Source organism: Nesterenkonia ebinurensis (assembly GCF_008711175.1).
Classification (GTDB): Bacteria; Actinomycetota; Actinomycetes; order Actinomycetales; family Micrococcaceae; genus Nesterenkonia; species Nesterenkonia ebinurensis.
Window position 1 is genome coordinate 12022 of sequence record NZ_VWNF01000009.1, and the last position, 23833, is coordinate 35854.

At 64.4% G+C, this 23833-nt stretch carries 26 protein-coding genes and 1 pseudogene; 9 read left to right on the forward strand and 18 right to left on the reverse strand.

All coding sequences use genetic code 11. From position 1 onward, the window contains the following. Positions 1-81: 81 nt before the first annotated feature. Complete coding sequence (locus F0311_RS03485; protein WP_150460576.1) at positions 82-1482, reverse strand: GntP family permease; 1401 nt, start codon at positions 1480-1482, stop codon at positions 82-84. After that, positions 1479-2051: a gluconokinase gene (locus F0311_RS03490; RefSeq protein ID WP_150460577.1), complete on the reverse strand. Its 573-nt coding sequence runs from the start codon at positions 2049-2051 to the stop codon at positions 1479-1481. Before F0311_RS03490 ends, F0311_RS03485 begins: the two co-directional genes overlap by 4 nt. An 85-nt stretch (positions 2052-2136) precedes the next feature. Between F0311_RS03490 and F0311_RS03495 the strand changes: the two genes are divergently transcribed. Together F0311_RS03495 and F0311_RS03500 are read left to right on the forward strand one after the other, a co-directional pair. Next, positions 2137-2928 carry a FadR/GntR family transcriptional regulator gene (locus F0311_RS03495; RefSeq protein ID WP_223881110.1) on the forward strand — a complete coding sequence of 264 codons (792 nt, stop codon included), beginning with the start codon at positions 2137-2139 and terminating at the stop codon, positions 2926-2928. Between the two features lie 4 nt (positions 2929-2932). Continuing rightward, the gene (locus tag F0311_RS03500; protein ID WP_150460578.1) at positions 2933-3499 is read left to right on the forward strand and encodes a 1-acyl-sn-glycerol-3-phosphate acyltransferase; all 567 of its coding nucleotides are present in this window, start codon (positions 2933-2935) and stop codon (positions 3497-3499) included. Positions 3500-3706: 207 nt separating this feature from the next. Here F0311_RS03500 and F0311_RS03505 read toward each other — a convergent pair whose 3' ends face one another. The 5 genes from F0311_RS03505 to F0311_RS03525 form a co-directional block, all read right to left on the reverse strand. Continuing rightward, positions 3707-4273 (reverse strand): P-loop NTPase family protein, encoded by a 567-nt coding sequence (locus tag F0311_RS03505; protein ID WP_223881111.1) that lies wholly within the window; start codon positions 4271-4273, stop codon positions 3707-3709. Between the two features lie 99 nt (positions 4274-4372). After that, positions 4373-4855, reverse strand: coding sequence for a GNAT family N-acetyltransferase (locus F0311_RS03510; protein ID WP_150460579.1), 483 nt, complete (start codon positions 4853-4855; stop codon positions 4373-4375). Between the two features lie 64 nt (positions 4856-4919). Then, positions 4920-6098, reverse strand: a complete 1179-nt coding sequence (locus tag F0311_RS03515; RefSeq protein WP_150460606.1) for an RNA polymerase sigma factor — start codon at positions 6096-6098, stop codon at positions 4920-4922. 56 nt (positions 6099-6154) lie between these two features. Beyond that, a complete protein-coding gene (locus F0311_RS03520; RefSeq protein WP_150460580.1) occupies positions 6155-6541 on the reverse strand; it encodes a YciI family protein in 387 nt (128 codons plus the stop codon). Further along, on the reverse strand, positions 6534-6953 hold the full coding sequence (locus F0311_RS03525; RefSeq protein ID WP_150460581.1) for a YciI family protein: 420 nt from the start codon (positions 6951-6953) through the stop codon (positions 6534-6536). The genes F0311_RS03520 and F0311_RS03525 overlap by 8 nt, the downstream gene beginning before the upstream one ends. Before the next feature lie 199 nt (positions 6954-7152). Between F0311_RS03525 and F0311_RS03530 the strand changes: the two genes are divergently transcribed. Beyond that, positions 7153-7497, forward strand: coding sequence for an ArsR/SmtB family transcription factor (locus F0311_RS03530; protein ID WP_191089716.1), 345 nt, complete (start codon positions 7153-7155; stop codon positions 7495-7497). Further along, positions 7494-8369, forward strand: coding sequence for an SRPBCC domain-containing protein (locus F0311_RS03535; protein ID WP_150460582.1), 876 nt, complete (start codon positions 7494-7496; stop codon positions 8367-8369). The genes F0311_RS03530 and F0311_RS03535 overlap by 4 nt, the downstream gene beginning before the upstream one ends. Before the next feature lie 13 nt (positions 8370-8382). Here F0311_RS03535 and F0311_RS03540 read toward each other — a convergent pair whose 3' ends face one another. From F0311_RS03540 to F0311_RS18950, 3 genes are all read right to left on the reverse strand, one after another. Next, positions 8383-8913: an NUDIX hydrolase gene (locus F0311_RS03540; RefSeq protein ID WP_317982544.1), complete on the reverse strand. Its 531-nt coding sequence runs from the start codon at positions 8911-8913 to the stop codon at positions 8383-8385. Between the two features lie 180 nt (positions 8914-9093). Then, positions 9094-9867: a GNAT family N-acetyltransferase gene (locus F0311_RS03545; RefSeq protein WP_223881112.1), complete on the reverse strand. Its 774-nt coding sequence runs from the start codon at positions 9865-9867 to the stop codon at positions 9094-9096. A gap of 165 nt (positions 9868-10032) precedes the next feature. Next, on the reverse strand, positions 10033-10428 hold the full coding sequence (locus tag F0311_RS18950; protein WP_191089717.1) for a VOC family protein: 396 nt from the start codon (positions 10426-10428) through the stop codon (positions 10033-10035). Positions 10429-10543: 115 nt separating this feature from the next. Here F0311_RS18950 and F0311_RS03550 point away from each other — a divergent pair, with 115 nt between their 5' ends. The 3 genes from F0311_RS03550 to F0311_RS03560 are packed head-to-tail and all read left to right on the forward strand — an operon-like array spanning position 10544 to position 12448. After that, complete coding sequence (locus F0311_RS03550; protein WP_150460584.1) at positions 10544-11107, forward strand: hypothetical protein; 564 nt, start codon at positions 10544-10546, stop codon at positions 11105-11107. Then, complete coding sequence (locus F0311_RS03555) at positions 11107-11619, forward strand: RNA polymerase sigma factor (protein ID WP_150460585.1); 513 nt, start codon at positions 11107-11109, stop codon at positions 11617-11619. The genes F0311_RS03550 and F0311_RS03555 overlap by 1 nt, the downstream gene beginning before the upstream one ends. Then, positions 11606-12448, forward strand: a complete 843-nt coding sequence (locus F0311_RS03560; RefSeq protein WP_150460586.1) for a hypothetical protein — start codon at positions 11606-11608, stop codon at positions 12446-12448. Before F0311_RS03555 ends, F0311_RS03560 begins: the two co-directional genes overlap by 14 nt. Before the next feature lie 22 nt (positions 12449-12470). On the opposite strand, the gene F0311_RS03565 is transcribed toward F0311_RS03560, so the two are convergent. From F0311_RS03565 to argC, 6 genes are all read right to left on the reverse strand, one after another. Further along, positions 12471-12986, reverse strand: coding sequence for an arginine repressor (locus tag F0311_RS03565; RefSeq protein ID WP_150460587.1), 516 nt, complete (start codon positions 12984-12986; stop codon positions 12471-12473). Continuing rightward, positions 12983-13963 (reverse strand): ornithine carbamoyltransferase, encoded by a 981-nt coding sequence (gene argF / locus F0311_RS03570; protein WP_150460588.1) that lies wholly within the window; start codon positions 13961-13963, stop codon positions 12983-12985. The genes F0311_RS03565 and argF overlap by 4 nt, the downstream gene beginning before the upstream one ends. A gap of 139 nt (positions 13964-14102) precedes the next feature. Further along, positions 14103-15521: an aminotransferase class III-fold pyridoxal phosphate-dependent enzyme gene (locus tag F0311_RS03575; protein ID WP_150460589.1), complete on the reverse strand. Its 1419-nt coding sequence runs from the start codon at positions 15519-15521 to the stop codon at positions 14103-14105. Beyond that, positions 15518-16465 carry an acetylglutamate kinase gene (gene argB / locus F0311_RS03580; protein ID WP_150460590.1) on the reverse strand — a complete coding sequence of 316 codons (948 nt, stop codon included), beginning with the start codon at positions 16463-16465 and terminating at the stop codon, positions 15518-15520. The genes F0311_RS03575 and argB overlap by 4 nt, the downstream gene beginning before the upstream one ends. Positions 16466-16497: 32 nt before the next feature. Next, entirely contained in the window at positions 16498-17700 is a 1203-nt protein-coding gene (gene argJ / locus F0311_RS03585; protein ID WP_150460591.1) for a bifunctional glutamate N-acetyltransferase/amino-acid acetyltransferase ArgJ, read from the reverse strand. Next, on the reverse strand, positions 17697-18728 hold the full coding sequence (gene argC, locus F0311_RS03590) for an N-acetyl-gamma-glutamyl-phosphate reductase (RefSeq protein WP_150460592.1): 1032 nt from the start codon (positions 18726-18728) through the stop codon (positions 17697-17699). Before argC ends, argJ begins: the two co-directional genes overlap by 4 nt. 95 nt (positions 18729-18823) lie before the next feature. Here argC and F0311_RS03595 point away from each other — a divergent pair, with 95 nt between their 5' ends. Next, the gene (locus F0311_RS03595) at positions 18824-19828 is read left to right on the forward strand and encodes a quinone oxidoreductase family protein (RefSeq protein WP_150460593.1); all 1005 of its coding nucleotides are present in this window, start codon (positions 18824-18826) and stop codon (positions 19826-19828) included. Between the two features lie 39 nt (positions 19829-19867). Here F0311_RS03595 and pheT read toward each other — a convergent pair whose 3' ends face one another. Next, complete coding sequence (pheT, locus tag F0311_RS03600; RefSeq protein ID WP_150460594.1) at positions 19868-22405, reverse strand: phenylalanine--tRNA ligase subunit beta; 2538 nt, start codon at positions 22403-22405, stop codon at positions 19868-19870. Positions 22406-22408: 3 nt separating this feature from the next. Further along, positions 22409-22507: pseudogene (locus tag F0311_RS19185) on the reverse strand (tRNA ligase subunit PheS family protein); the annotation flags it as partial. Positions 22508-23015: 508 nt separating this feature from the next. Between F0311_RS19185 and F0311_RS03605 the strand changes: the two are divergent. Further along, entirely contained in the window at positions 23016-23801 is a 786-nt protein-coding gene (locus F0311_RS03605; protein ID WP_150460595.1) for an RraA family protein, read from the forward strand. Positions 23802-23833 lie beyond the last annotated feature (32 nt).

The following is a 23833-nucleotide window of genomic DNA, read 5'->3' on the forward strand; positions in this document are numbered from 1 at the left end:
GCACCAGCCTATTCGCTCCGGAAGCCTCGAGTTCCAACACTCGTCAGTCCTACGGGCGCACTATGGCCCGCCCAGTAGGCCTCAGAACATCCCGGCGAGGGCGAACACCCCTGCCGCCAGGCCGAAGCCCATCACACCGATCGCGGTCTCCATGACCGTCCAGGTCTTCAGCGTGGTCTTGACATCCATATCGAAGAATTTGCTGATCAGCCAGAACCCCGAATCGTTGACATGGGAGGCGATCACCGAGCCGGCAGCGACGGCGAGCACCATGGTGGCCAGCTGGACCTCGTTGTAGCCGGCGGCCGCCACAGCGGTGGAGAGCAGACCTGCTGCGGTGGTCAGGGCCACGGTGGCTGAGCCCTGAGCGATGCGCAGCGCGCCGGAGATGAGGAATCCGGCGAGAATCAGCGGGATCCCGAGATCGCCCAGAGAGACCGAGAGCGCATCACCGATCCCGGAGGCCCGCAGCACCCCTCCGAACATGCCACCGGCACCGGTGATCAGGATGACCGCACAGACAGGCCCCAGGGCGTTGTCCATGATCTCCTGGATTCCAGACATTCCGCGGCCGCTGCGCACACCGAGCGCGAAGATCGCCACGATGAGAGTGAGTGTCAGAGCCACCGGGGTCTGACCGATCATCAGCAGCGTGCCGTACCAGGGCGCCTCGGTCTGGGCTTCGCTGATCACGCCGGCTGAGGCCAGAGTCGCCAAGCCGGTGTTGAAGAAGATGAGGATCATCGGCATCAGCAGGATCGCGACCACAGTGGGGAACCGCGGTGGATTGGCCTCGGCCTCCTGACTGGCCTGGCCCAGGATGACAGGGATCGGGAGCTCAAAGCGGCGTCCGGCCCACACACCGAAGAGGTATCCGGTGACGTACCAGGTGATGACCGCAATCGGCACGGAGATCAGCAGCACGATGCCCACATTGGCGCCGAAGAACTCGCTGGCTGCGACTGGACCGGGGTGCGGCGGCACAAAGATGTGCATCACGGAGAACGCTCCGGCCGCGGGCAGTCCGTAGAGCAGCACCGATCCGCCCAGACGGCGTCCGACGGCGAAGACCACCGGCAGCATCACCACCAGTCCGGCGTCGAAGAAGATCGGAAAGCCGAAGAGGAGCGAGGCCACCCCGAGGGCGAGCGGGGCTCGTTTTTCCCCAAACCGGTTGATCAGCGCATCGGCGAGCACCTTGCTGCCGCCGGAGACCTCCACCAGCCGCCCGAGCATCGCGCCCAGACCCACCAGCAGCGCCACCGATGCCAGAGTGGAGCCGAAGCTGCCGGTCAGCGTCGGCACGATCTCCCCGGTGGGGATGCCGGTGGCGACTGCCGTGAGCAGGCTGACCACGATCAGGGCGAGGAAGGCGTGGACTCTGAAGCGGATGATGAGGATGAGCAGCACGGCGATCGACGCCGCGGCAATGCCCAGCAGCGGTCCGGTGCCCAGGGTTTGTTCCCAACCGTCAGCGGTCATGGGGTGGTCCTTTCTCTCAGATGAGTGTTGAGCCAGCCGACGGCGGCGTCGACCAGCTGTTCTGGGGTGGAGTCGTTGATGATTCGGATGCCCGGCTCATCCGGCTGCAGGAACTCCAGCGCGGACAGCTGCGAATCCAGTAGGGAGGGCGGCATGAAGTGCCCGGAGCGATGCGTCAGCCGGTCCTCCAACCGGGGTCGGTCGACGTCGACGTGGAGGAAGAGCACCTCACCGTCAGCGGTGCGCAGCAAGTCCCGGTAGGGACGTTTGAGCGCGGAGCAGGTGATGATGCTGCCGGTGTCAGCGCGGCTGGTCATCCAATCTCGCAGGGCGCCCAACCAGGGCCATCGGTCCTCGTCGGTCAGCGGGGTGCCGGCAGACATCTTGGCGATGTTCTCCGGCGGGTGGAACTCATCGGCCTCCGCATAGGGAAGCCCCAGCTGTTGGCTCAGCCCCTCGGCCAGGGTGGTCTTGCCGGTGCCGGAGACGCCCATCACTACGATGTGGCGGCTCGGGGTTCCGGGCGGCCGGCCAGCGACGCGGATAGGGTGAGGGGTGGGATTCGTCATCGAATGCCTTCCAATGTGATGCGGAACACTGCCAAATAAGGTATCACCTTTTTGGGTGAAACGTATGATCTTTTGAGAGGAAGTTGTGCCGGACCAGCATGCACACCGCTTCGGAGCCTCCAGCGACGCTGTGGCCGAGGTACGTCAGCGCGGCCTCTCCGATGCCCTGGGTAAGCAGATCGTCACCGGTGCTCTCGCACCAGGAAGCGTGCTGACCCTGGAGTCTCTGCAGGAGCGCTTCGGCGTCTCCCGGACGGTGGCTCGGGACGGCGTGAAAGTTCTGGAGTCCCTGGGTCTGCTCTATTCCAAGCGCAGGGTGGGCCTGGTGGTCACCGAACCGCGGGCCTGGAATGTCTACGCACCGCTGGTGATCCGCTGGCGGCTTGACTCCGCGGATGCACGTGCGACCTATATCGAACTCACCCAGCTGCGCATCGCCGTCGAGCCCGAGGCCGCCGAACTCGCCGCCCAGCGGCGCAGCGGTGCTGAGGCCGATGAGCTGCGCCGGCTGGCAGCTCGCATGCGAACCCTGGGCGAGGCTGGGGAGCTGGAGCAGTTCATGGTGGTCGACGTCGCCTTCCACTGCCTGATCCTGGAAGCCTCAGGCAACACCATGTTCGCCGCCCTGGGCGACGTCGTCGGAGAGGCACTGCACGGGCGGACCACACACGGACTGATGCCGGCCACCCCGATGCCGGAGGCTCTGGACGCCCATGATGCGGTGGCTCACGCCATCGCCCACCAGTATCCTGACGCGGCCCGCAAGCAGATGCAGTTCCTGGTCGATGAGGTGCGCGCCGCCCTGGAGCATGACGCCGTAGGCGATGCGCATCTGAGAGCCCCCGTCATCCCAACGGATGAGCGTGCCTTACGATAACAGGATGCTCCGACGCCTCACCGCCCGTGCGTTCTGGTCGCTCAGCCGCTGGAAGCTGGTCTCTCAGCCCGCCCCGGACCAGCCCACAGTGCTCATCGGCGCCCCGCACACCTCCAACTGGGACTTCGCGCTGATGCTCGCCATCGCCTGGCGCCTGAAGGTCAACATGCGCTGGCTGGGGAAGAAGAGCCTCTTCCACGGATGGCGAGGCCCGATCATGCGCGCACTCGGTGGAATCCCCGTTGACCGCGCCGATCCCAGCCGTGTGGTCTCCGAAGTGATTGAGCGAGTGCAGTCGGGCGAGGTCTTCGGTCTGGTCATCACCCCCGACGGCACCCGCGGGCCGCATACGCATTGGAAGTCCGGCTTCTACCGGATCGCCCGCGAGACCGGGATGCCGGTGACACTCGGCTACGTCGATCGCACCACCATGACCACTGGCCTCGGCCCCACGATCAGCCTGACCGGCGACGTCGCCAAGGACATGGATGCCATCCGTGCCTTCTATGCGGACAAGGCCGGATTCCGCCCCGAGAACCGCGTGGAACCACGGCTGCGCGAGGAATGCTGAGGTCCGCTGATCCGCCCCGGAACACGACGACCGGGACGTAACCGGAACACGACGATCCGCATACTGGTCCCAGTCACCTTGTCATGATTCACGCTGACCACGGCTCTACTCCTCTTCGCCGTGTGGGACGGGATGAGACCGACTCCCGGCGGTCACGCTGAATCGCCTACGCTACTTTCTGCGCGTGTTCTACACCACCTTTTGCGGCTAGAAGGCAGCGAACTCTGGTTCAGTCATTTCAGCGCTCATCCGTTCTGTCCTTGTCCGTTCTGCCCCTTGCCATTGGCAGCGATCCCATCCGCAGTCGGTCAGCACTCGTGCGGTACTCTCCGCCAGGGTCGATTCGAGTCCGATGATCTCCTCGGATACACCTTCCAGTGGATCGGAATCTCGCCACCAGCGTCTCATCTCTTCCTCGCCGAAACTCCCCGCGCTAGGTTTGGTCCTGTGCCGCCGAAGCGTCTCATCGAAAGGAAGGTCATAGCGGTAACACAGGGTCATTCCTCGATGATCTGCAATGAGTTCTCTCAGGACATCCCCGTAGATCGCTGCGTACAGAATGCCTTCTACGATGACGTGCAGGCCGTGGTCGAGCGCGAAGCGTGCCGAGAGGGCGATGTATTCGGCCGCTGGCGTACCGGGCTCCTCTTTCACGCGCAGAATCTCTCGACGCAACAGGTCCTGACCGATAACTGCCACTCCGCGGGGGCGTGCCGCCCGAATCGCCGCGGCCAGCGCCGACTTTCCACTCCCAGAGTTACCACGGATCACCATCAGACGAGTTTCAGAACTCCCTGTTGACGGCATAGCACTACCACTCCCTTCTGCAATCAATGTCAATGTCGCCTGATGCCCCCTCCGGGAAGCAGCGCGCTACACCGGCCGTTCCCACAGGATCACCTCAAAGAGATCACCGACTTGGCGCTGCCCCTTGCGGAGAAAGCCAAGTCGCTCGTAGTAACGCGTCAAGCCTGGATTGGTCAGCGCACTGTCCAAACGGAGATGCGTCCGCCCGTTCTGCTTCGCCAAACCAGCTGCCCAGTCCATCAGGTCAGAGCCCAGACCCTCCCCTGCGCGGTCCAGGTCGATCATCAGCCCATGGACGTAGACAGCGCTCCCGTCGTCGGGACCCCAGAACTCCGGGTCCGACCATAGGACACGAAGGGCTGCGATGACGGTTTCGTCTCGCAGCACATGCCACTCGCCCCGACCTACCTGATCTTGGATCGTGGAAACAGCAACCTCCCCGGGGCGCCACTGGTCGATGCCGCGGGTGGCGAGCCAATCTTCTCGCTGGCGACGCAATCGCCAAATCGGGATGGCATCTGCGGCAGAGGCGGCAACAGGATCAAGCATTCGACCAGTGAATCACATGGTGTAGCAGCAGCGTCATCGGACAGCGACATGGACCCCGTGTTTGCTAGAGCTGGTCGCGGCGGCGGGTGAGATAGGCCCGCTCGGCGGGGTTGCCGGCGAGCGCGATGGCCCGGTCATACGCCGCCTGTGACTCACTGCTGCGCCCGAGTCTGCGCAAGAGGTCAGCACGCGCGGCATGGAAGGCGTGGTAGCCGTCCAGCGCCTGGGCGAACCGCTCGACTTCAGCCAGCCCGCCCTCAGGGCCGTCCAGCTCGGCGAGGGCGATCGCCCGGTTGAGCCGCACGATCGGTGAGGGGTCAAGCAGCACCAACTGGTCGTAGAGCGCGAGGATCTGGGACCAGTCGGTGTCACCACCGGTGCTGGCGTAGGTGTGGACCGCATTGATCGCAGCCAACAACTGGTAGCGCCCCGGTGGCTCACCGCCGGCTGCGACTGTGCGGAGGCGTTCCCGGACCAGTGCGTGGCCCTCGGCGATGAGATCGCGGTCCCAGAGGCTGCGGTCCTGCTCGTCGAGAGTCACTAACTCCCCACTGCTGGACACCCGGGCCTGGCGTCGCGCGTCGGTGAGGAGCATCAGGGCCAGCAGGCCGGCCACCTCGCCCTCGCTCGGCAGCAGGGTACGGAGCAGACGGCCCAGACGGATCGCCTCCTCGGTCAGGTCCACGCGCAACATGTCCTCCCCCTCGCTGGCGAGATAGCCCTCGTTGAAGACGAGGTAGATCACTGCGAGCACAGTATCGAGCCGCTTGCGAATATCCTCGGCGGACGGCACCCGGTAGGGAATGTGAGCCGCTTTGATCTTGGCCTTCGCGCGGGTGATCCGCTGGGCCATCGTGGTCTCCTGCACCAGAAACGCGCGGGCGATCTGGGGAACGGTGAGTCCGCCGAGCAGGCGAAGGGTGAGCGCTACCCGGGCCTGCATCGCCAATGCGGGGTGGCAGCAGGTGAAAATCAGCCTGAGCCGGTCGTCCTCGACCGGACCAGTCGGCTCAGCAGGGGCGTCGTCGTACAACATCATGGCCGCCTGGTGCTTGGCGCTGCGCTGGGACTCGCGGCGGATCCGGTCGATCGCTTTGCGGGTGGCGGTGGTGGTGAGCCAGCCGCCGGGATTGGGCGGTATGCCCTCGCGGGGCCACCGCTGCACCGCCGTGGCGAATGCCTCGCCCGCCGCGTCCTCGGCAAGGTCGAGATCGCCGAAGCGACGGGCAAGGCCAGCGACCATCTGCGCCCACTCCTGGCGGTAGGCGCAGGCGATCGCCTCCTGCGCAGACGGATCGGTCACGGCTCCAGAAGAGCCTTGATCGACTCCTCGGTGTGGAACGGGCGCACCTCGACCGTGCCGCGGCAAGCTTTCGACCCGGCGGCAGCCAAGGCAAGGGCCTCATCGAGGTCAGCGGCCTCGATCACCCAGAAACCGCCGATCTGCTCCTTGGTCTCAAGGTAGGGGCCGTCGGTGAACGCCGGCTGATCTCCCTGTCCGTCGACGGTGGTGGCTGTGACCGCAGGTTCGAGACCGTCGGCGAAGACGAAGTGACCGTTTCGCTGCAGGTCATCGTTGAAAGCTCCGGTGTCGGCGAACGACTGCAGCATCGCCTCCCGCGAGGGATAGCCGCTGAACTCCGTGTGCTCGGCCGGCCCGAAGACGGACAGCAGATATCTAGGCATTCTGCTCACCTCCCCCAAAGCCGGGACGCCCCCGGCGCGCCGGATCCGGGTCGTCACGGTCGGTCGGCCCGGGAGGGAACCGGTGCACCTCCTGAGGCCAGTCAAGGGCGACGGCGAGCCGGCCAGCCCAGTAGCGCGCAGCCGCGTCGTCGGGGACATCGATGACGCAGAAACCGCCGAGGTGTTCCTTGGTCTCGACATAGGGGCCGTCGGTGAAGATCGGCTCCCTCTCCTTGGCTTCGACGCTGCACACGACGGTGGAGGCGTCGATACCTCCGTTGCCGAAGACGAAGACACCGGCCTCCTGCATCTCCTCGACCACGGCCATGGAGGTCGTGGCCTTCTCACGCAGTTGCTCCACGGTGTGGGTGGGCACCCATTCATCATTGAACGCGATCAGGTATTCCGTCATCGTTGTCTCCTCTCAGGTCGGGACCAGGGCAAGGGGCTCCTGGCGTGCAGCTGCCTGGCTGGCTTCTGCCTACCTATTCCACGAGTGCCACCGCCTCAATACGACATCATCCCAGAGGCTCTCTTCAGGGACTCTGTGGATCACCCACCTCATGGCACACCCGTTGCACCAACCTTTGGTAAGCGATAACCTACCGTTCGTGATCACTTACCAAGGAGGAGTGCAGCTCGACGCCCTCGGCGACCCACGCCGTCGCGAGATCGTCGCACTGCTCTCCCAGGAGCCGGCCTCGGTCGGCACACTTGCTGAGCGGCTGCCGATCAGCCGCCCGGCGGTCTCCCAGCATCTGGGGATCCTCAAGACGGCCGACCTCGTACAGGTCCGCGCCGAAGGCACACGCCGCGTCTACTCCCTCGACCCGGCGGGCATCGCAGAGGTGCGCGCTTTCCTCGAGACCTTCTGGCGCGAGGATCTTCAGCAGTTCGCGGCATATGTGGAGCAGCAGGCCCGCACCGCCGACCAGGCAGACAAGGACATCCGATGACCGACACACTCAGTCCCGTCCAGGCCGAAGTCGTGGTGCCCGTGGACCCGGACACAGCCTTCAGGCTGTACGTCACCCGGCCCGGCCGGCAGCACCCGGCCGAAGGCCAGTCGGCTGGTCCGGCCGAGATCGTCTACGAGCCCTTCGCAGGCGGGAGGTGGTTCGAGCACGGGCAGGACGGCCGGGAGTACAAGTGGGGCCGCGTGCTGGTGTGGGAGCCCCCGCACCGGCTCGTGCTGGCATGGATGGTCGGCGCAGCCGCCGGCACCTGGGCCTACGACCCGGACCCTGACCACGCCAGTCGTGCCGAACTCACCTTCGAGCCCGCGGAGGGCGGCACTCGGGTACGTGTGGTCCACACCGGATTCGAGGCGCACGGTGCTGGAGCCGAATCGATCCGCCGCGGCGTCGGCGGCGGCAACGACTGGGCGCACGACCTCAGCGACCTGGCCCGCGCGGCGGAATCAGTGTCGGCACCACCAATAGTGACAGGAGCACAGGTCAACCTCTTCTGCGACCACGTCGAATCAACCCTGGCCTTCTACACTGCCCTCGGCCTCATCGAGGCCTTCCGCTACCCTGTGCAGGGCGCACCGGAAGCCGTCGAGGTCGAGGCTGCCGGCATACGGATCGGGCTGCACGCTGCTGCTGTTGCCAACCGGCTCGCCGATCTCGGCGTCGCCTCCGGGGCCGACCCGGCGTCGGCCGAGCTGGCGCTGTGGGTCGACGACGTGGAGGCGATGTTCGCCACGGCGATCGCGGCAGGGGCGACGGCGCTCGCTGCGCCGACAGACTCCCCCGACGGGCGGCTGCGCTACGGCTGGGTGCACGACCCCGAGGGGCATCAGATCAAGTTCATCGAGCAGACCTGACACGCGCCCCGCATCAACGGAGAGATTCGATCGCTTGCACGAGCGGAGTCCACAGCTCCCTCAGTCGAGCGACCCATGGCTCGGCCATCCTGCCGGATCGAAGCCTCTGCTCAACGTCATTGAGAGAAACCCACTCGTAGGCGGCAACTTCGAGGCAGTCCGGGAGAACAGTTGAGGACTCGGGGACAGGAACGACATACAGGTCGAAGAGGGCGCTCAGTTCGGTGAACCGACCGATCGGCACCAGGGCAGCCGCAGGTACTGCCAACCCCGTCTCCTCATGCAACTCGCGACTCGCAGCCGCTGCACTCGTTTCTCCTGTTAGCACGCTACCCCCAGGGAACTCCCAATCGAGTGGAAACTCCTTATTCGCAGCACGCTGCGTCAGCAGGACTGCACCATCCCGTCGGAACGCACACGTGGCAACGACCACGTGAAATCGGCCATCTGGCCAGCCAGGTGCACCACGGCGGTATGTCTCCCCTGTTGGCCTGCCGTCCTCATCGGTGACGTCCCAGTACTCGTCCATTCCCTCGTCGCACATCTTGTTGTGAGAACACCTGAATCTGGGCCAGAACAGACAAAGCGTTATCTCGTCCACTAAGAGGTTACGCGAATAGGCGTTAAATCCGAAGTAGACCGCATTTCAGCATGGAGAACCATCTGGACTCGAGTGCAGACCGGTTCAATCGGACTCCGGTTCAGCGTGAATGCCCAGGCAGCCCTACAGGATCGCCCTCATCGCTGGCCATCGGGTTTCCTCAAAGCCAGCCCGCTCGTACATGCGCCTGCCGGTCTCTGTCGCCATCAACTCGGCACGCTCGATGCCTGTTCCACGGGCCCAATCCATGACGGCGTTGAACGCCTCGCGGCCATACCCCAAGCCGCGGTGTTCGGGGAACGTGCTGACATTGCTGATCAAGAGGTCTCGCCCCTCCGGACAGGCCGGAGAAGGAGCCGCGTCGCGGATCGCACCGACGGCTGCAGCGACGACCTCCTCGTCCGTCCGGACCACAAAGAACCCATAGTCAGGGGCATCGATTCGCTCCGCAAACCATGTGTGAGCTGCGTCCTGCCAACCCGGCGTATCCGTTTCCACACCCATAGCCCGGAACATCTCCACCCGCAGTTCGACCAGGGCCTGGACATCGTCAACAGTTGCCCGGCGTGCGCGGGCGCTCGTCGTCCCATCGCCACGGGGCGTGATCTTGTCAGTGATTTCCAACGATCTCCCCATCTCGTCTGGCCGGCCACGCACCGAGCTGGGCGACCAGACCGTGGAGACCTTTGGAAAGCTGTCTGTGATCAACTTAGGAGAGCTCAGCAAGAAATGCCAGTCTGCGCTGGATGAGAAGATCGCCTGCTTCGGGTCATAGGAAGCCAGCAACGAGTCTGCGAACAGGTGCGCGGTATCAGAGTGGAGGAAGAGTTCGGCCGTCGGCTCCGAATCCAGTTCGCCGGCGAACTCCAGGTCTTCAGCAAACCATTGGTGATCCACCCCTCCATGAATCTGCACAGGCAAACCCAGCGGCCACTGACCGCACTCTGAAACCGGGTGGTAGGACTCGAAGAAGAGCGCACCCACAGCACCGGCTCGGGTTTGCACCAGTTTCGTCAACCGAATTACGGCACTAACAGACCTCTAGAGAGTTCTCAATCCAGCCTACGCGGTGGATTGCACACGCTCTCCCTTAGTGTCCCGGACATAGTCAGCAATGCAGAATTCATTACCATCGGGATCAGCCATGGTCTCGCCGCTTCCCGTGAACTGCCGCTCAAGCCGCCTGCCTCCCAGTTCTAGGATTAGCTCTACGGCCTCATCAACGTCGTCTACTGTGAAATCAAGGTGAACACGATTCTTCACACGCCGGGGCTCATCTACCCGTTGAAGGACCAGGGCAACTCCAGGCGCCACAGGCCCGACGGTGAGGTAGTCGCCGTTGCTCCGAGGCTGACCAGGCTCCACACCAAGGAGGCGGCCCCAAAAAGCGGCACTCACGACAAGATCCTGTACGTCCATCACAATACTTGGACGGCGCACAATTGCTCGCTCATTCATCACACCACCATAGCTATGAAGTCAGCACCCCGTATGTGACGCAGGGGCCGGTGCCGGAAATGTACCTGGTGAGAGAGCGAACAGCTCACGTAGAGTCGCAACCAGGAGGCTAGAGATGTTTGTCCACCGCACGCGAGTTCCGGTTCGGCTGCTGGCCGCTGCTGCACTCGGCGGCTTGGCACTGACCGCCTGCGCCGATGCCGCCGATGACCAGACACCGCCCTATGACCCTGACTCACAGGATCTGCTGCCCACGGAGAACGCCGAGTCACCCCAGAACAACGCTGAGCCGCACTGGTGGATCGAGGAGCACAGCGCCGAGGACCTCCGCTTCCTGGTGCAATACCTCGACAACCCCGAGGGCGCAGAAATCGGCTACAACGCCGCGCTGATCGAAGGCGAACTCGCCGTGGACGAGGAGACCGGCTGCATCGGGATCGACCCGAGCATTGACGGGATGGAAGGAGAGTTCACCATCGCAGTGTTCCCCGAAGGCACCGAGTTCCGAGACCAGGACACCCTCTACGTCCCCGCAGAAGGCACCGGCGGAGAACTTCAGATCGGTGACCAAGTCAGCTTCGGCGGCTCCAACACCTCCCCGGAACGAGTGGCCGAGATCGCCGAGGACGAGCTGACCTGCACCGGGGAGCATTACTGGGGCGTGAATCCGGAACTCTGATGGGTACCGCGGCATTCGAGCAGTTCTACCGGGAGCACTACGGCTCCATCCTGGCTACTGCCCATCTGCGTCTGGGCGACTACGCAGAGGCCCAGGACATCACCGCGGAGACCTTTCGCGTGATCTGGCAACGGCACCAAGACGGCCGCTCCCCCACTGTGCCCGCCGCCTTTCAGACACTGCGCAATCTGACCGGAAACGAATACCGACGACGACGCCGCAGCCAGGACCTCGTGACGAAACTCACCTCAGTCACTAGCTCCCGACCCGTAGAGGACGCACCTGCGGACATTGATCTGCTGCAGGCCGTCGCGGAGCTCAAGGAGGCCGACCGTGAGCTGCTCTACCTGGCCTACTGGGCGGATATCGAGCTCAAAGACATCGCTGGGATCCTGGAGCTCAAACCGGGCACGGTACGGATGCGGCTCAAACGTCTGCGTGAGCATCTGGCAGCGAAACTCGGCGAAGACTCGGACACGCAGACAAAGGAGGCGACCCATGAACGCCATTGAGGAACGCATCCGGCGCGCCCAGCCCACAAACGCCCACCGAGGCATGCCGCTGAGTCCCCGGGCCGAACAGGAGCTGGCTGAGCTGACCGGCAGCACCACCGAAGAGCCGCGGAAGGAAGACAGCACTGAGAGTGCCCCGGGCAATAAGGCGAGGCGACGGCGTCGCTCCGCTCACGCCTCTGAATCGCCTCAGGAGCCCACAGGTAAGCGCGCGGCTCCACCCGGCTCAATCCGGCGCCGTCGTATTCATCAGTGGACCCTGGCTGCGTGCCTGGTGACAGTCGCTGCCGCCGTCGGATACCAGTTCATCAGCCAGCAGGATCCCGCACCTCTGGCGGAGAACCAGGAAGAGACGGCTGAGGAGCAAACCGACTCCGGGGAGCTGATGACTGACGCTGACTATCCCGTCTATCCCACCCTGGATGAGGCTCTGAATCAATCCACCGCAGTGGTCCTGGGCACCCCCCTGAGCTCAGAAGCTGGACCAGATGAGCATGGCATCGAGGTCACTCGCACCACATTCGAGGTCGCAGATGCCCTCTATGGCCCAGCTCTTGATGGCGAGGTCATTGAGGTGGCGCAGACCGGAGCTCTGAACGGCCAACCCACCAGTGTCTCGAACTACTACGTGCATTTGGAGGATGTGGAGGCTGATCAGCTCCTGCTCTTCCTCAGTACCTCCGATGGTTCCAGCAGCTTCTATCCGATCAACCCGATGGACGGGATCCACGCCGTGACCGGGGAGCGGATCTCCCCGGTCCAGTCCAACTATCTCGAGCTCCCGGACACCCTGGATGAGCTCCGCGAGATGCTGGAGAACTCAGACTAAGTGGGGAAGGCGGCTGCCTGCGTTAGGCGCGGGATTCAGCCAGGCCGGTGAAGTGCTCCGCCACCGCCGGCCCGCCCTGGGGGTCGCGCGCGATGACCATAATCGTGTCATCGCCGGCAATGGTTCCCAGAATCTCCTGGTTTCCGGAATGATCCACCGCACTGGCTAAGAACTGGGCGGCTCCGGGCGGGGTGCGCAGCACCACCAGATTGGCACTGGCCTCTGCTGAGATCAGCAGATCCCGGCAGAGCGAGGCCAGTTTGGCGGTGGACGTCTCAGCTATATCGGCCTGGAACTCCCGCTCATGGCCCTCAGCAGGCACCGCGTAGATCAGCCCGCCTTCAGTCGAACGCACACGAGCCGCCCCCAGTTCCACCAAGTCGCGAGAGAGCGTGCCCTGAGTGACCTTCACCCCAGCCTCAGCGAGCTTGGCGGCCAATTCGGCCTGGGAACGGATCGAGGACCGACTGATCAGCTCGCGGATCTTGGCATGGCGAGCTGTTTTGGTGGTCGGGGTCTGTCGGGCAGGTTCGCTCACCCTCGCTCACCCTCCCGCACCAGCCGGACCGTCTCATCGTCAGTCAGACCGGACTCCACCAGCAGCCAGGCCATCAGTGCCTTCTGGGCGTGCAGTCGGTTCTCAGCCTCATCCCAGACCACAGACTGCGGACCGTCGATCACATCTGCGGTGATCTCGGCACCCCGGTAGGCGGGCAAACAGTGCAGAACCAGGGCGGCGTCGGCAGCTTTGGCCAGAGCCTTGGCGCTGACCTGGTAGTCGCCAAAGACCTGCATCCGCTGGTCCTTCTGCTCTTCCTGGCCCATAGAGATCCAGGTATCGGTGGCCACCGCATCAGCCCCGCCCAGCGCGGTGTCCGGGTCAGTGGTGATGGTGACCTTGCCACCGGTCACCGCTGCCCGATCCTCGGCTGTCCGAATGATCCGCTCCTGAGGCAGGTAGCCCTCCGGTCCAGCGATTCGCACATCCATCCCAGCGTTGACCCCCGCCAGCAGATAGGAGTTGGCCATGTTGTTGGCCGCATCCCCCAGGTAGGCCAGGGACTTGCCGGCCAATGTGCCCAGCCGCTCGCGAATGGTGAGCAGGTCGGCCAGCAGCTGGCAGGGATGGTAGTCGTCGGTGAGCGCGTTGATCACCGGGACCCGGGAGCGCACGGCCATCTCCTCAAGCCCGGACTGAGCGTAAGTGCGCCAGATGATCAGACTGACCATACGCTCCAGAACACCTGCGGTGTCGGCGATGGACTCTTTATGCCCCAGCTGGGAGTCACCGGGGTTGATCACCTCCGGATGGCCGCCCAGAGCTGCGATGCCCGCGGAGAAGGAGAACCTGGTGCGGGTGGAGGTCTTGTCGAAGATCACCGCGGCGGTCTGCGGTCCAGCCAGTGCCTTCACCGCGTAGGGACGCTGCTTCATCCAGGTGGCCAGGTTCAACACCCGGTCCAGCTCCTCGGGACTGAGGTCCAGATCGGTGAGGAAATGCCGGGTCTGACTCATGAACACGTTTCCTTCCACTGAGTGCGTGATTTGTGCAGTGTTTCTGGGCAATTTGCGGGCAAACTGCTGCACAAATCACGCACTCGGCGTTGGAGATGGACGAGAGGAGGTTGGAGATGAGTGAGAGGCCGGCTGACTGTCATGCGGGGGCTTCTCCTGAGAGGTCGATGAGGGCTGCGGTGAGCCGGTTCACGGCTTCGGCAGCCTCCTCTGCGGTGAGGTTCAGCGGTGGTGCCAACCGGAGGGTGCACTCCCCGGTGGCATTGACGATCAGCCCATGACGCTCCCGGGCGATAGTCACCAGCTCCTTGGCCGGAGCCTGCACACCCGGGACATCCAGGTCCACGCCGATGTGCAGGCCGAACTGGCGGACCTGATCCACCTGTGGCAGGGCACGCAGGGCTGAGGCCAGCTGCGCACCGACAGCGTTGACGTTCTCCAGGACTCCACCGGTCTCGATGGCGTGCAGGGTGGCCAAAGCTGCTGCGGTGGCCGGAGGGTTGCCGCCGAAGGTAGTGCCGTGCTGACCGGCACCCATGAGAGTGCTGGCCTGCTGGCCGAAAGAGACCAGCGCGCCGATTGGGAACCCAGAGCCCAGCCCCTTGGCCAGGGTCATCAGGTCGGGAACCGCGACCTCAGGGACCCGTGCTGATTCGCCAGAATCAGTGCGGGTCACCTCGTGGCCAACCACGCCGGGTTGAGCCGAGTGAAGCCCGGACTCGCGCGAGTCCTCCGAGGCGGTTGAGGAAGGTGGGTGTGAAGCACGAACACCGTCAACGGCCTGGTAACGGAACCACTCCCCTGTTCTGCCGATGCCGGTCTGGACTTCGTCGAGGACCAACAGCGCACTATGGGTGCGGGTGAGTTCCCGGGCGCGAAGCAGGTAGGCGTCCTCGAGCGGGAGGACACCGGCCTCGCCCTGGATGGGTTCGAGGAAGATGCCGGCGACGTCGTCGTGTTCGAATGCTGATTCCAGGGCGGCAAGATCGTTGACGGGCAGGAACTCCACCCCGGGGACCAACTCGCCGAAGGGTTCACGGTAGGCGGGCTTATGGGTCAGTGACAGGGCCCCTATGGTGCGACCGTGGAAGCTGCCCTCCAGGGCGAGGATACGCTGCCTGCCGGTCTGGGCTCGGTGGCGCAGCACAGCTTTCAGCGCTGCCTCATTGGCCTCAGAGCCCGAGTTGGCGAAGAAGACGCTGGAACCTTCCGGTGCAGAAGCCAGGGCCAGCAGTTTTTCGGCCAGGGCGATCTGGGTCGGTGAGGTGAACAGGTTGGAGATATGGCCCAGGGTGGCCTGCTGGGAGCTGATCACCGAGCTGATCAGCGGGTGGGCATGGCCCAAGGCGTTGACTGCGATCCCGCCGAGCAGGTCGAGGTACTCGTTGCCCTCAGCATCCCAAACGCGGGCTCCGGAGCCGCGGACCAGCACCGCCTGGGGCGTGCCGAAGACTCCGGTGAGGGCTGATTGGTAGCGCTGCAGCAGTGCTTCGCCAGGGCTGGGCTGCTGTTGCTCGGCCAGGGCTGTGGAGGTGAATGGAACGACGTTCGTCCTCATAGCTGTTCTCCATCTCCGTCAGGGACGACTTGGGTGCCCACGCCGGCGGAGGTGACGATCTCCAGCAGCATGGAGTGCGGTTGGCGGCCGTCTACAATGGCGGCCCGCGGCACCCCGGCCTCCACTGCTGCCAGCGCCGCGGACATCTTCGGGATCATTCCGGACTCCAGGCTGGGGAGCATAGCGCGAAGGTCCGAGGCCGAGAGGGATGAGATCAGCGAGGACCTGTCCGGCCAGTCGGCGTAGAGACCCTCTACATCGGTGAGCATCACCAGTTTGGCTGCGCCCAGGGCTGAGGCTACCGCCCCTGCGGCCAGGTCGGCGTTGATGTTGAGCACTTCTCCGGTGGGCTCGCCCTCGGTGGTGAACTCCGGGGCAATGGTGGAGATGACCGGGATGCGTCCGGCAGCCAGCAGGTCCTGGATGGCTCCGGGATTGACTCCGGTGACCTCGCCGACCAGTCCGAGGTCGATCTCCTCGCCGTCCACCTGGGCGGTTTTGCGCACCGCGCGCAGCAGGGCAGCATCTTCGCCGGTGAGGCCCACGGCGTAGGGGCCGTGCGAATTGATCAGGCCGATCAGTTCGCGGGCCACCTGGCCGGTGAGCACCATGCGCACCGCGTCCAGGGTCTCCGGGGTGGTCACCCGAAGCCCGGCGCGGAACTCGGACTCGATGCCCAGGCGCTGAAGCATGTGGTTGATCTGCGGCCCGCCGCCGTGCACCACTACGGGGTTGACGCCCACGTGGCGGAGGAAGACCACATCCTTGGCGAAGGCGCGGCGCAGCTGATCGCTGACCATGGCGTTGCCGCCGTACTTGATCACGATGGTGGATCCGGCGAACCGCTGGATCCAGGGCAGCGCTTCGATCAGCACCGCGGCTTTGTCAGCAGCCGCGGCGAGGGTGGACTCATCGCGGGGCTGCAGGGTGGATGTCTGGCTCATATGGGGTATGCCCTCAGGTGGAATAAGCGGCTTCAGGTGGAATAAACACTGTTCTCGTGGACGTAGTCGTGTGTGAGGTCATTGGTCAGGATGGTGGCCTCAGACACCCCGGCATTCAAGTCGATGAGCACCTTGACCTCCCGGGCAGACAGGTCCACCAGGGAACGGTCCTGACCGATGCCACCACCGCGGCAGATCTGGATGCCGTTGATGGAGACATTGACCTGGGTGGGGTCGAAGTCCACCTCGGTGGTGCCGACCGCCGAGAGAATCCTGCCCCAGTTGGGGTCCTGCCCAAAGATGGCGGTCTTGAACAGGGCAGAGCGGGCCACTGCGCGGGAGACCGTCTCGGCGTCCTGCTCCGTGGGGGCGTTGACCGTGGTGATCTCTATGCTGTGTGCCGCACCCTCGGCGTCGTCGATCAGCTGCCGTGCCAGATCAGCGCAGACCCCGTTGAGCACCTCCTGGAACTGAAGCAGATCCACTCCGTTCTGGTCCGCCCGCGGATGAGCGCCGGAGGCCATGGCGATGACTGTGTCATTGGTGGACATGCAGCCGTCGGAGTCAGCCCGGTTGAAGCTGAGCCGAACCGCCTCCCGCAAGGCAGCGTCCAGATCAGCCTGGGAGATGACTGCGTCGGTGGTGATCACCGACAGCATGGTGGCCATCCCCGGGGCGAGCATGCCCGCACCTTTGGCCATTCCGCCCACGGTGAAGGTCTCGGTGTAGTCGGAGGCCACCTTGTACAGGGTGTCGGTGGTCATGATCGCCTCAGCGGCGGCCACCCCGTCCTCCAGCTCCTCATCGCCGAGCTGGGCGACAGCGGCGTCCACCCCGGGCAGCAGAGCGGCCATCTTCAGCCGGTCCCCGATCAGTCCGGTGGAGCAGACCAGCACATCGGTGGCTGAGACATCGTGCCCGGCAGAAGACAGTGCCCGGGTCGCCTGCTCGGCGGTGGCGTGGGTGTCCTGAAACCCCTCTGCGCCGGTACAGGCGTTGGCGCCTCCGGAGTTGAGCACCACGGCGTCGGCCCTGCCGTCGCTGATCACCTGCCGGGACCAGAGCACCGGGGCTGCGGCAAATTTGTTAGTGGTGAAGACGGCTGCGGCGTGCTTGGTGGGTCCGGTGTTGACCACCAGTGCCAAGTCCAGCTGCTGCCTGCCCTCCTCGTCCGGGGTCTTCAGTCCGGCGGCCACTCCTGCGGCGAGGAATCCGGCGGCGGCGGTCACGCTCATGGTGCGGCTCCGATCAGATTCAGGCCTATGGTCTCGTCCAATCCCAGGGCCAGGTTCATCGACTGCACCGCTCCTCCGGCGGTGCCTTTGGTGAGGTTGTCGGAGGCAGAGACCACGATGAGCCGCCCGGCGTGCTCGTCGACGGCCAGCTGGAGGGTCACCTGGTTGGTGCCGAGCACCTGCTTGGTGGCGGGCCACTGGCCTGCCGGCAGCAGGTGGACGAACGGCTCCCCGGCGTAGAGGGCGGTGTAGGCCTCGCGCAGCTGCGCTTCAGTCACCCCGGGGCGCAGCTTGGCGGTGGAGGTGGCGAGGATGCCTCGGGACATCGGCGCCAGGGTGGGGGTGAAGGAGATCTGCACCGCTTCCCCGGCGACCCAGCCCAGCCCCTGCTCGATCTCCGGAGTGTGTCGGTGGGTCCCGCCTACGCCGTAGGGGCTCATTCCGCCCATGACTTCACTGCCCAGCAGGTGAGGCTTGAGCGATTTGCCAGCCCCGGAGGTGCCGGTGGCGGCTACCACGACGACGTCCTGGGGCTCCACGAGGCTGGAGGCAAATGCAGGTGCCAACCCCAGCAGGATGGTGGTGGGGTAACAGCCCGGCACGGCAATCCGGGTGGCGCCGACCAGCTTCTGTCGCTGCCCGGGCAGCTCCGGCAGACCGTAGGGCCAGGTGCCCTGGTGGGCTGAACCGTAGAACTTCTCCCAGTCGGCGGCAGATTCCAGACGGTGGTCGGCCGCGGCATCGATCACCACCGTATCCTTCTCCAGCTCTGCGGCGATCTCGCCGGAGGCCCCGTGCGGCAGAGCGAGGAACACCACATCGTGCCCGGCCAGGTTCTCCGTGGTGGTCTCCACCAGCTCGCGCTCTGACAGCGCGTGCAGGTGGGGCTGCAGCTCGCCGAGCCGCTGTCCGGCATTGGAGTGAGCGGTCACCGCACCAATCTTGATCTCGGGGTGGTTAGCCAGCAGGCGCAGCACCTCTCCCCCGGCGTATCCGGAAGCGCCTGAAACAGCCGCAGTGAATGTCATGCACCCAAGCCTACGCGATTTTATGCAGAGGTATCAATATTTATGCATTGCTCGGTGGCATTCAGCAGCCCACCGACCTCCGGTAACCTAGCCTCATGAACGAGCCGACGATGTTCGAAGAGGACCTGCCCGACGCTGCCACGGTGACCCGCGCCCGGGAGGCCGGCGGCACCGACGTTTTTGAGACCGTCCAGCTGGAACCTCCCACCCCGGGTCCGGGCCAGCTGCTGGTGAAGACCGCAGCCATCGGAGTCAACTTCATCGAGACTTATCAGCGCTCCGGCGTCTACCCGGTGGAATACCCGTTCACCCCGGGCGCTGAGGCTTCCGGCGAGATCATCGGCCTGGGCGAGGAGGTTGATGGCTTCAGCGTGGGTCAGCGGATTGCCACCACAGAGGCAACTGGTACCTACTCCACCCATTTTGTGGTCGACGCCGCCAAGGCTGTAGCCGTACCCGACGGAGTGACCGACGAGCAGGCCGCCGCTCTGCCGCTGCAGGGTGTGACGGCTCATTACCTGATCAACTCCACCTATAAGGTCTCCCCGGGGGAGACCGTACTGACCCATGCCGGTGCCGGGGGTGTGGGCCAGATCCTCACCCAGCTGCTCAAGGCCAGGGGCGCACGGGTCATTACCACCACCTCTACCCCGGAGAAGGCCAAGATTGCCGAGCAGGCCGGGGCTGACTACGTGTTGGAGTATGAGGGCTTCGCAGAGAAGGTCCGCCAAATCACCAACGAAGAGGGCGTGCCGGTGGTCTATGACGGAGTAGGCAAGACCACGTTCACCGGCTCCCTGGACTCTCTGGCAGTGCGCGGCACCATGGTGCTCTTCGGCGGTGCCTCCGGCCAGGTCCCCCCCTATGACCTGCAGGACTTGAACAAGCGCGGCGGGCTCTACATCACCCGGCCTGCGGTGCACTGGTACCTGCGCAATGCCGAAGAGCGCAGCTGGCGGCTGACCGAACTGTTCTCCGCAGCGGCCGCAGGCGATCTCAAGCTCAGCATCGGGGACACCTACCCACTGGCTGAGGCCGGCCGAGCCCATGCCGATCTCGAGGGCCGCAGGACCACCGGCAAGCTCCTACTCATCCCGTAGCACGCCCGACCCCGGCGCAGTTGTCATCCGACTGCGCGCTCAGCCACGCTGAACGGCCCCGTGGCGCTGTTCAGCCAGGGCCACAGCACCGGCGCGGGCCTCGGAGGCCTCCTCTGCGGTCAGCGTCCGGTCGGCGGCGCGGAAGCGCAGCGCGAAGGCCAGGGACTTCTTCCCTTCGCTGATCCCCTCTCCGGAATAGACATCGAACAGTTCGATGCTCTCCAGCAACTCGCCGGCACCCTCTGTCAGTGCCGCCCGCAGATCCCCTGCGGTCACGGTCTGGTCGACGATCAGGGCCACATCCTGAGTGGTAGGCGGATAGGTGGAGATAGGCTCGGCAAACACCTGCTCCGGGGCGGCCGCCAGCAACGCAGTGAGATTCAGCTCCATCACAGAAGTCCGCTCCGGCAGGTCCTGGGTCTCCAGCACCTTAGGATGCAGCTCACCGGCATAGCCCACCGGTTCACCGGCCAATCGCAGCTGTGCGGTCCGGCCCGGGTGGAAGGCCTGATGAGCACCCTGCACCACCTCAAGCTCCACGTTCAGCAGCTCGGCCACATCTTCAGCGGCAGCCACCGCATCCGCCCAATCCCGGGTCCGGCCAGCAGCACCAAGCTCAGCCGCCGGTTCGCTGCCGGCCACTGCCACAGCAATATGCAGCGGCTGGTCCGGGATCCCGGCCTCCAGGCCCTGAATCACTGCATCGCCTGGATAAGCGCCCAGACCCGGGATCTCCGCTGAACCCTGCTGAGCACCGGGCAGGAAGACCGCACCGGTCTCGAACAGGGCAAGATCCTTGAAGCCGCGGGAGACGTTGCGCCGGACCGCGTCCAGCAGTCCGGGCAGCAGGGTGGTGCGCAGCATCGGGTACTGAGCGGCAATCGGATTGGCGAGCCGCACCTGGAGCAACGGCTGAGCCCCGCCCCCTCCGCCGAAGAGCTCATTGGCCTCGGCCGAGTAGAACGGGTAGTTCAGCACCTCGGTAAAACCTGCTCCGGCCAGCCCGGCAGACACAGTACGACGCCGCCGCTGCTCGGCTGTCAGCCCCCGGCCGGCAGGTGCCACCGGCAGACGGGAGGGTATCTGGTCATAGCCGACCAGCCGTGCGATCTCCTCCACCAGCGCCTCGGGGATGGTGATGTCCGGGCGCCAGCTGGGCGGGGTCACCAGCAGGGCTCCGTCCTGCTCACGAACCTCAGCCCCAATATCGGTCAGCGTCTGGGTGATCTGCTGCAGGCCGTAGGGCACCCCGATGATCCGCTCCGGCAGGTCAGGGTCCAGAGCAATGGGCTCTGGCAGCACCGGCTCACCGACCTGGGTGAACTCACTGGTGTCTGTGCCGCCGGCAATTTCCACCAGCAGGTCAGCTGCCCGCTGTGCGGCGATTGCCTGGAGCTGGGTGTCCACTCCGCGCTCGAAGCGTTTGGAGGCCTCCGAGGGCAGCTTATGGCGGCGCTTGGAGCGGGCCACAGTGATTGGGTCGAAGTGCGCTGCTTCGATCACCACGGTCGAGGTGGTCGCACTGACCTCGGTGGAGGCCCCGCCCATCACACCGGCAATGCCGATGGGACCGGAGTCGTCAGTGATCAACAAGTCCTCAGGGTGAAGTTCGCGCTCCTTGTCATCCAAGGTGGTCAGCTTCTCTCCGGCGGCGGCGCGGCGGACCCGGATGGTGCCGGTGAGCTTGTCCGCATCGTAGAAGTGCAGCGGCTGACCCAGCTCCAGCATCACGTAGTTGGAGATGTCCACTGCCAGGCTGATCGGCCGCATTCCTGCCAGCCGAAGCCTGGCGGCCATCCATGGCGGGGTCGGTGCAGTGGCATCGATCCCGGTGACGGTGCGGGCGACGAAACTGTCACAGCCGGGTGTGCCGTAGATGGGGGCGGCGTCGTCGATCTCCACCGGGTACCCGGTGGAGGTACGCTCGGGAAGTTGCACCTGAGAGGCGGGGTCGGTGAACTCGGTGCCGGTGGCATGGCTGTATTCACGGGCCACTCCACGAATACTGAAGGCGTAGCCGCGGTCAGGGGTCACGTTGATCTCAGCGGCGGTGTCGTAGAGACCCAGCAGCTCCATGGCGTCGGTGCCGGGCTCAGGGTCCAGCCCCAGAGTGCTCAGCACGAGAATCCCAGCGTGGTCCTCGCCGATGCCGAGCTCCTTGACGGAGGCGATCATCCCAGCCGAAAGGTGGCCGTAGGTCTTGCGGGCAGAGATGCGGAAGTCTCCGGGCAGCACGGAACCGGGCAGGGTGACCACCACTTTGTCGCCGACCTCGAAGTTGTGCGCACCGCAGACGATGCCCTGCACTCCGGAGGGATCGACCCCATCCCCGGCGAGCGTCTGCTCCGCCCCCTCGGGCACCACGCGCACCCGGCACCAGTTAATGGTTTTGCCGTTGGACTGCGGCTCCAAGGTCTTCTCCAACACCTGACCGACCACGATCGGGCCGGTCAGTTCGACGGCGTGGACATCCTCCTCCTCGAGGCCAACCTTGACCAGCTCGGCCATCAGATCCTCGGCGGTGCCGGAGGCCGGGAACTGGGTGTACTCACGGAGCCATGACAGTGGGATACGCATGTCTCAGACCTCCTGTCCGAATCGGTGGCTGAACCGGATATCGCCTTCGATCATGTCGCGCATATCGGGCACGCCGTTGCGGAACATCAAGGTGCGCTCCACTCGCACAGTAGGCAGAATTCCGGCTTCTCCTCGTTGACCGAGGCATGTCGTGAAAATCGCGCGCATCAACGCCGTAGCTGAGGGTACCCCGGGACCACAGTGTCGCCACGCTACTCGAAGTCCACGCACAGGGCTAGGCGCAAGAAATGTCATATCCACACACCTTACCCCTGGACAGCCGCTGGAGGTCGGCAACGCGTCGGGGTCAACTGCTCCGAGTGAATCGAGAGGACGGTTACATAGAGACAACAGCCAACTGACCCGCACCGCACGGTCGTGACGACCTGTGCTGGACGTTGCAGGCACCCGAAAAATCACCATCGTCACGCGACAGCCAGGCCAAACATTGATCGTGAAAGATGCTTCCCATCATCCAGTCACAGTGATCATATTTCCCGATCATTTGATAGCCCTAAATCAGCTTGACCGATTGCATGCAGAGGCCTAGCGTTACAACAGTGATCCCCGTCACAGCTATCCCAACTGATTCCCCAACGAAAGGAACCACATGAGCACGCTTGAGCAAGAGTACGACGAGTACAACGAGGCTGGTCGAATCTGGGGCTTGGTGTCGAGGGAGCGCATCAAGAAGCTGAAATTTGATCGCCCCAACAAAAACATCATCGATAGATACCTCGCCGTGGGAGATCTCACCACAACGGTGTCTGACGTGCTAGACAGCCTGGGCGTCGTCGCTGCCGTACCAGCCACCGACCTCCCCCCACTTGCGCCTGGACAAAAGGTCGTAGGACCGGCTGTTACTTTGAGAAACATCGTTGAACGAAAGACGCCCACCAAAGGGTACTACGATAAAGATTTCATTAAGATGTCCACTCGAGACATTTACTATCTCTCAGAACCTGGAGACATTCTCGTCAGTGACACCGGTGGTGACACACAGGTGTCTAACATGGGTGGACAGTCCTGCACAGTCGCTCGATCTCGAGGTTTCGCCGGTGCAATCGTAAACGGGGCCATCCGAGACGCAACCACCATTCGGGAGATGGGCTATCCAGTCTGGAGCAAAGGCGCTACCCCAATAACAGGGAAGTTCAGAATTGAAGCGATCGAGATCAATGGACCAGTGCAGATCAAGGATGTACGAGTGGAACCGGGTGACTTGATCGTCGCAGACGATTCGGGCATCTGTGTAGTTCCCTTTGAGCACATCAACACAGTCATTGACGAGGTCGAGAAAATTGCTGCGGACGAGGAAGCGATGCGCGAACTCATCGTCTCCGAAGCGCCCCTTGACGAACTGCGCCCACTGTACCGCAAGCGCTACACCGGGTAACACTTACAGACAGTGCCAAGACTCTAAAATAT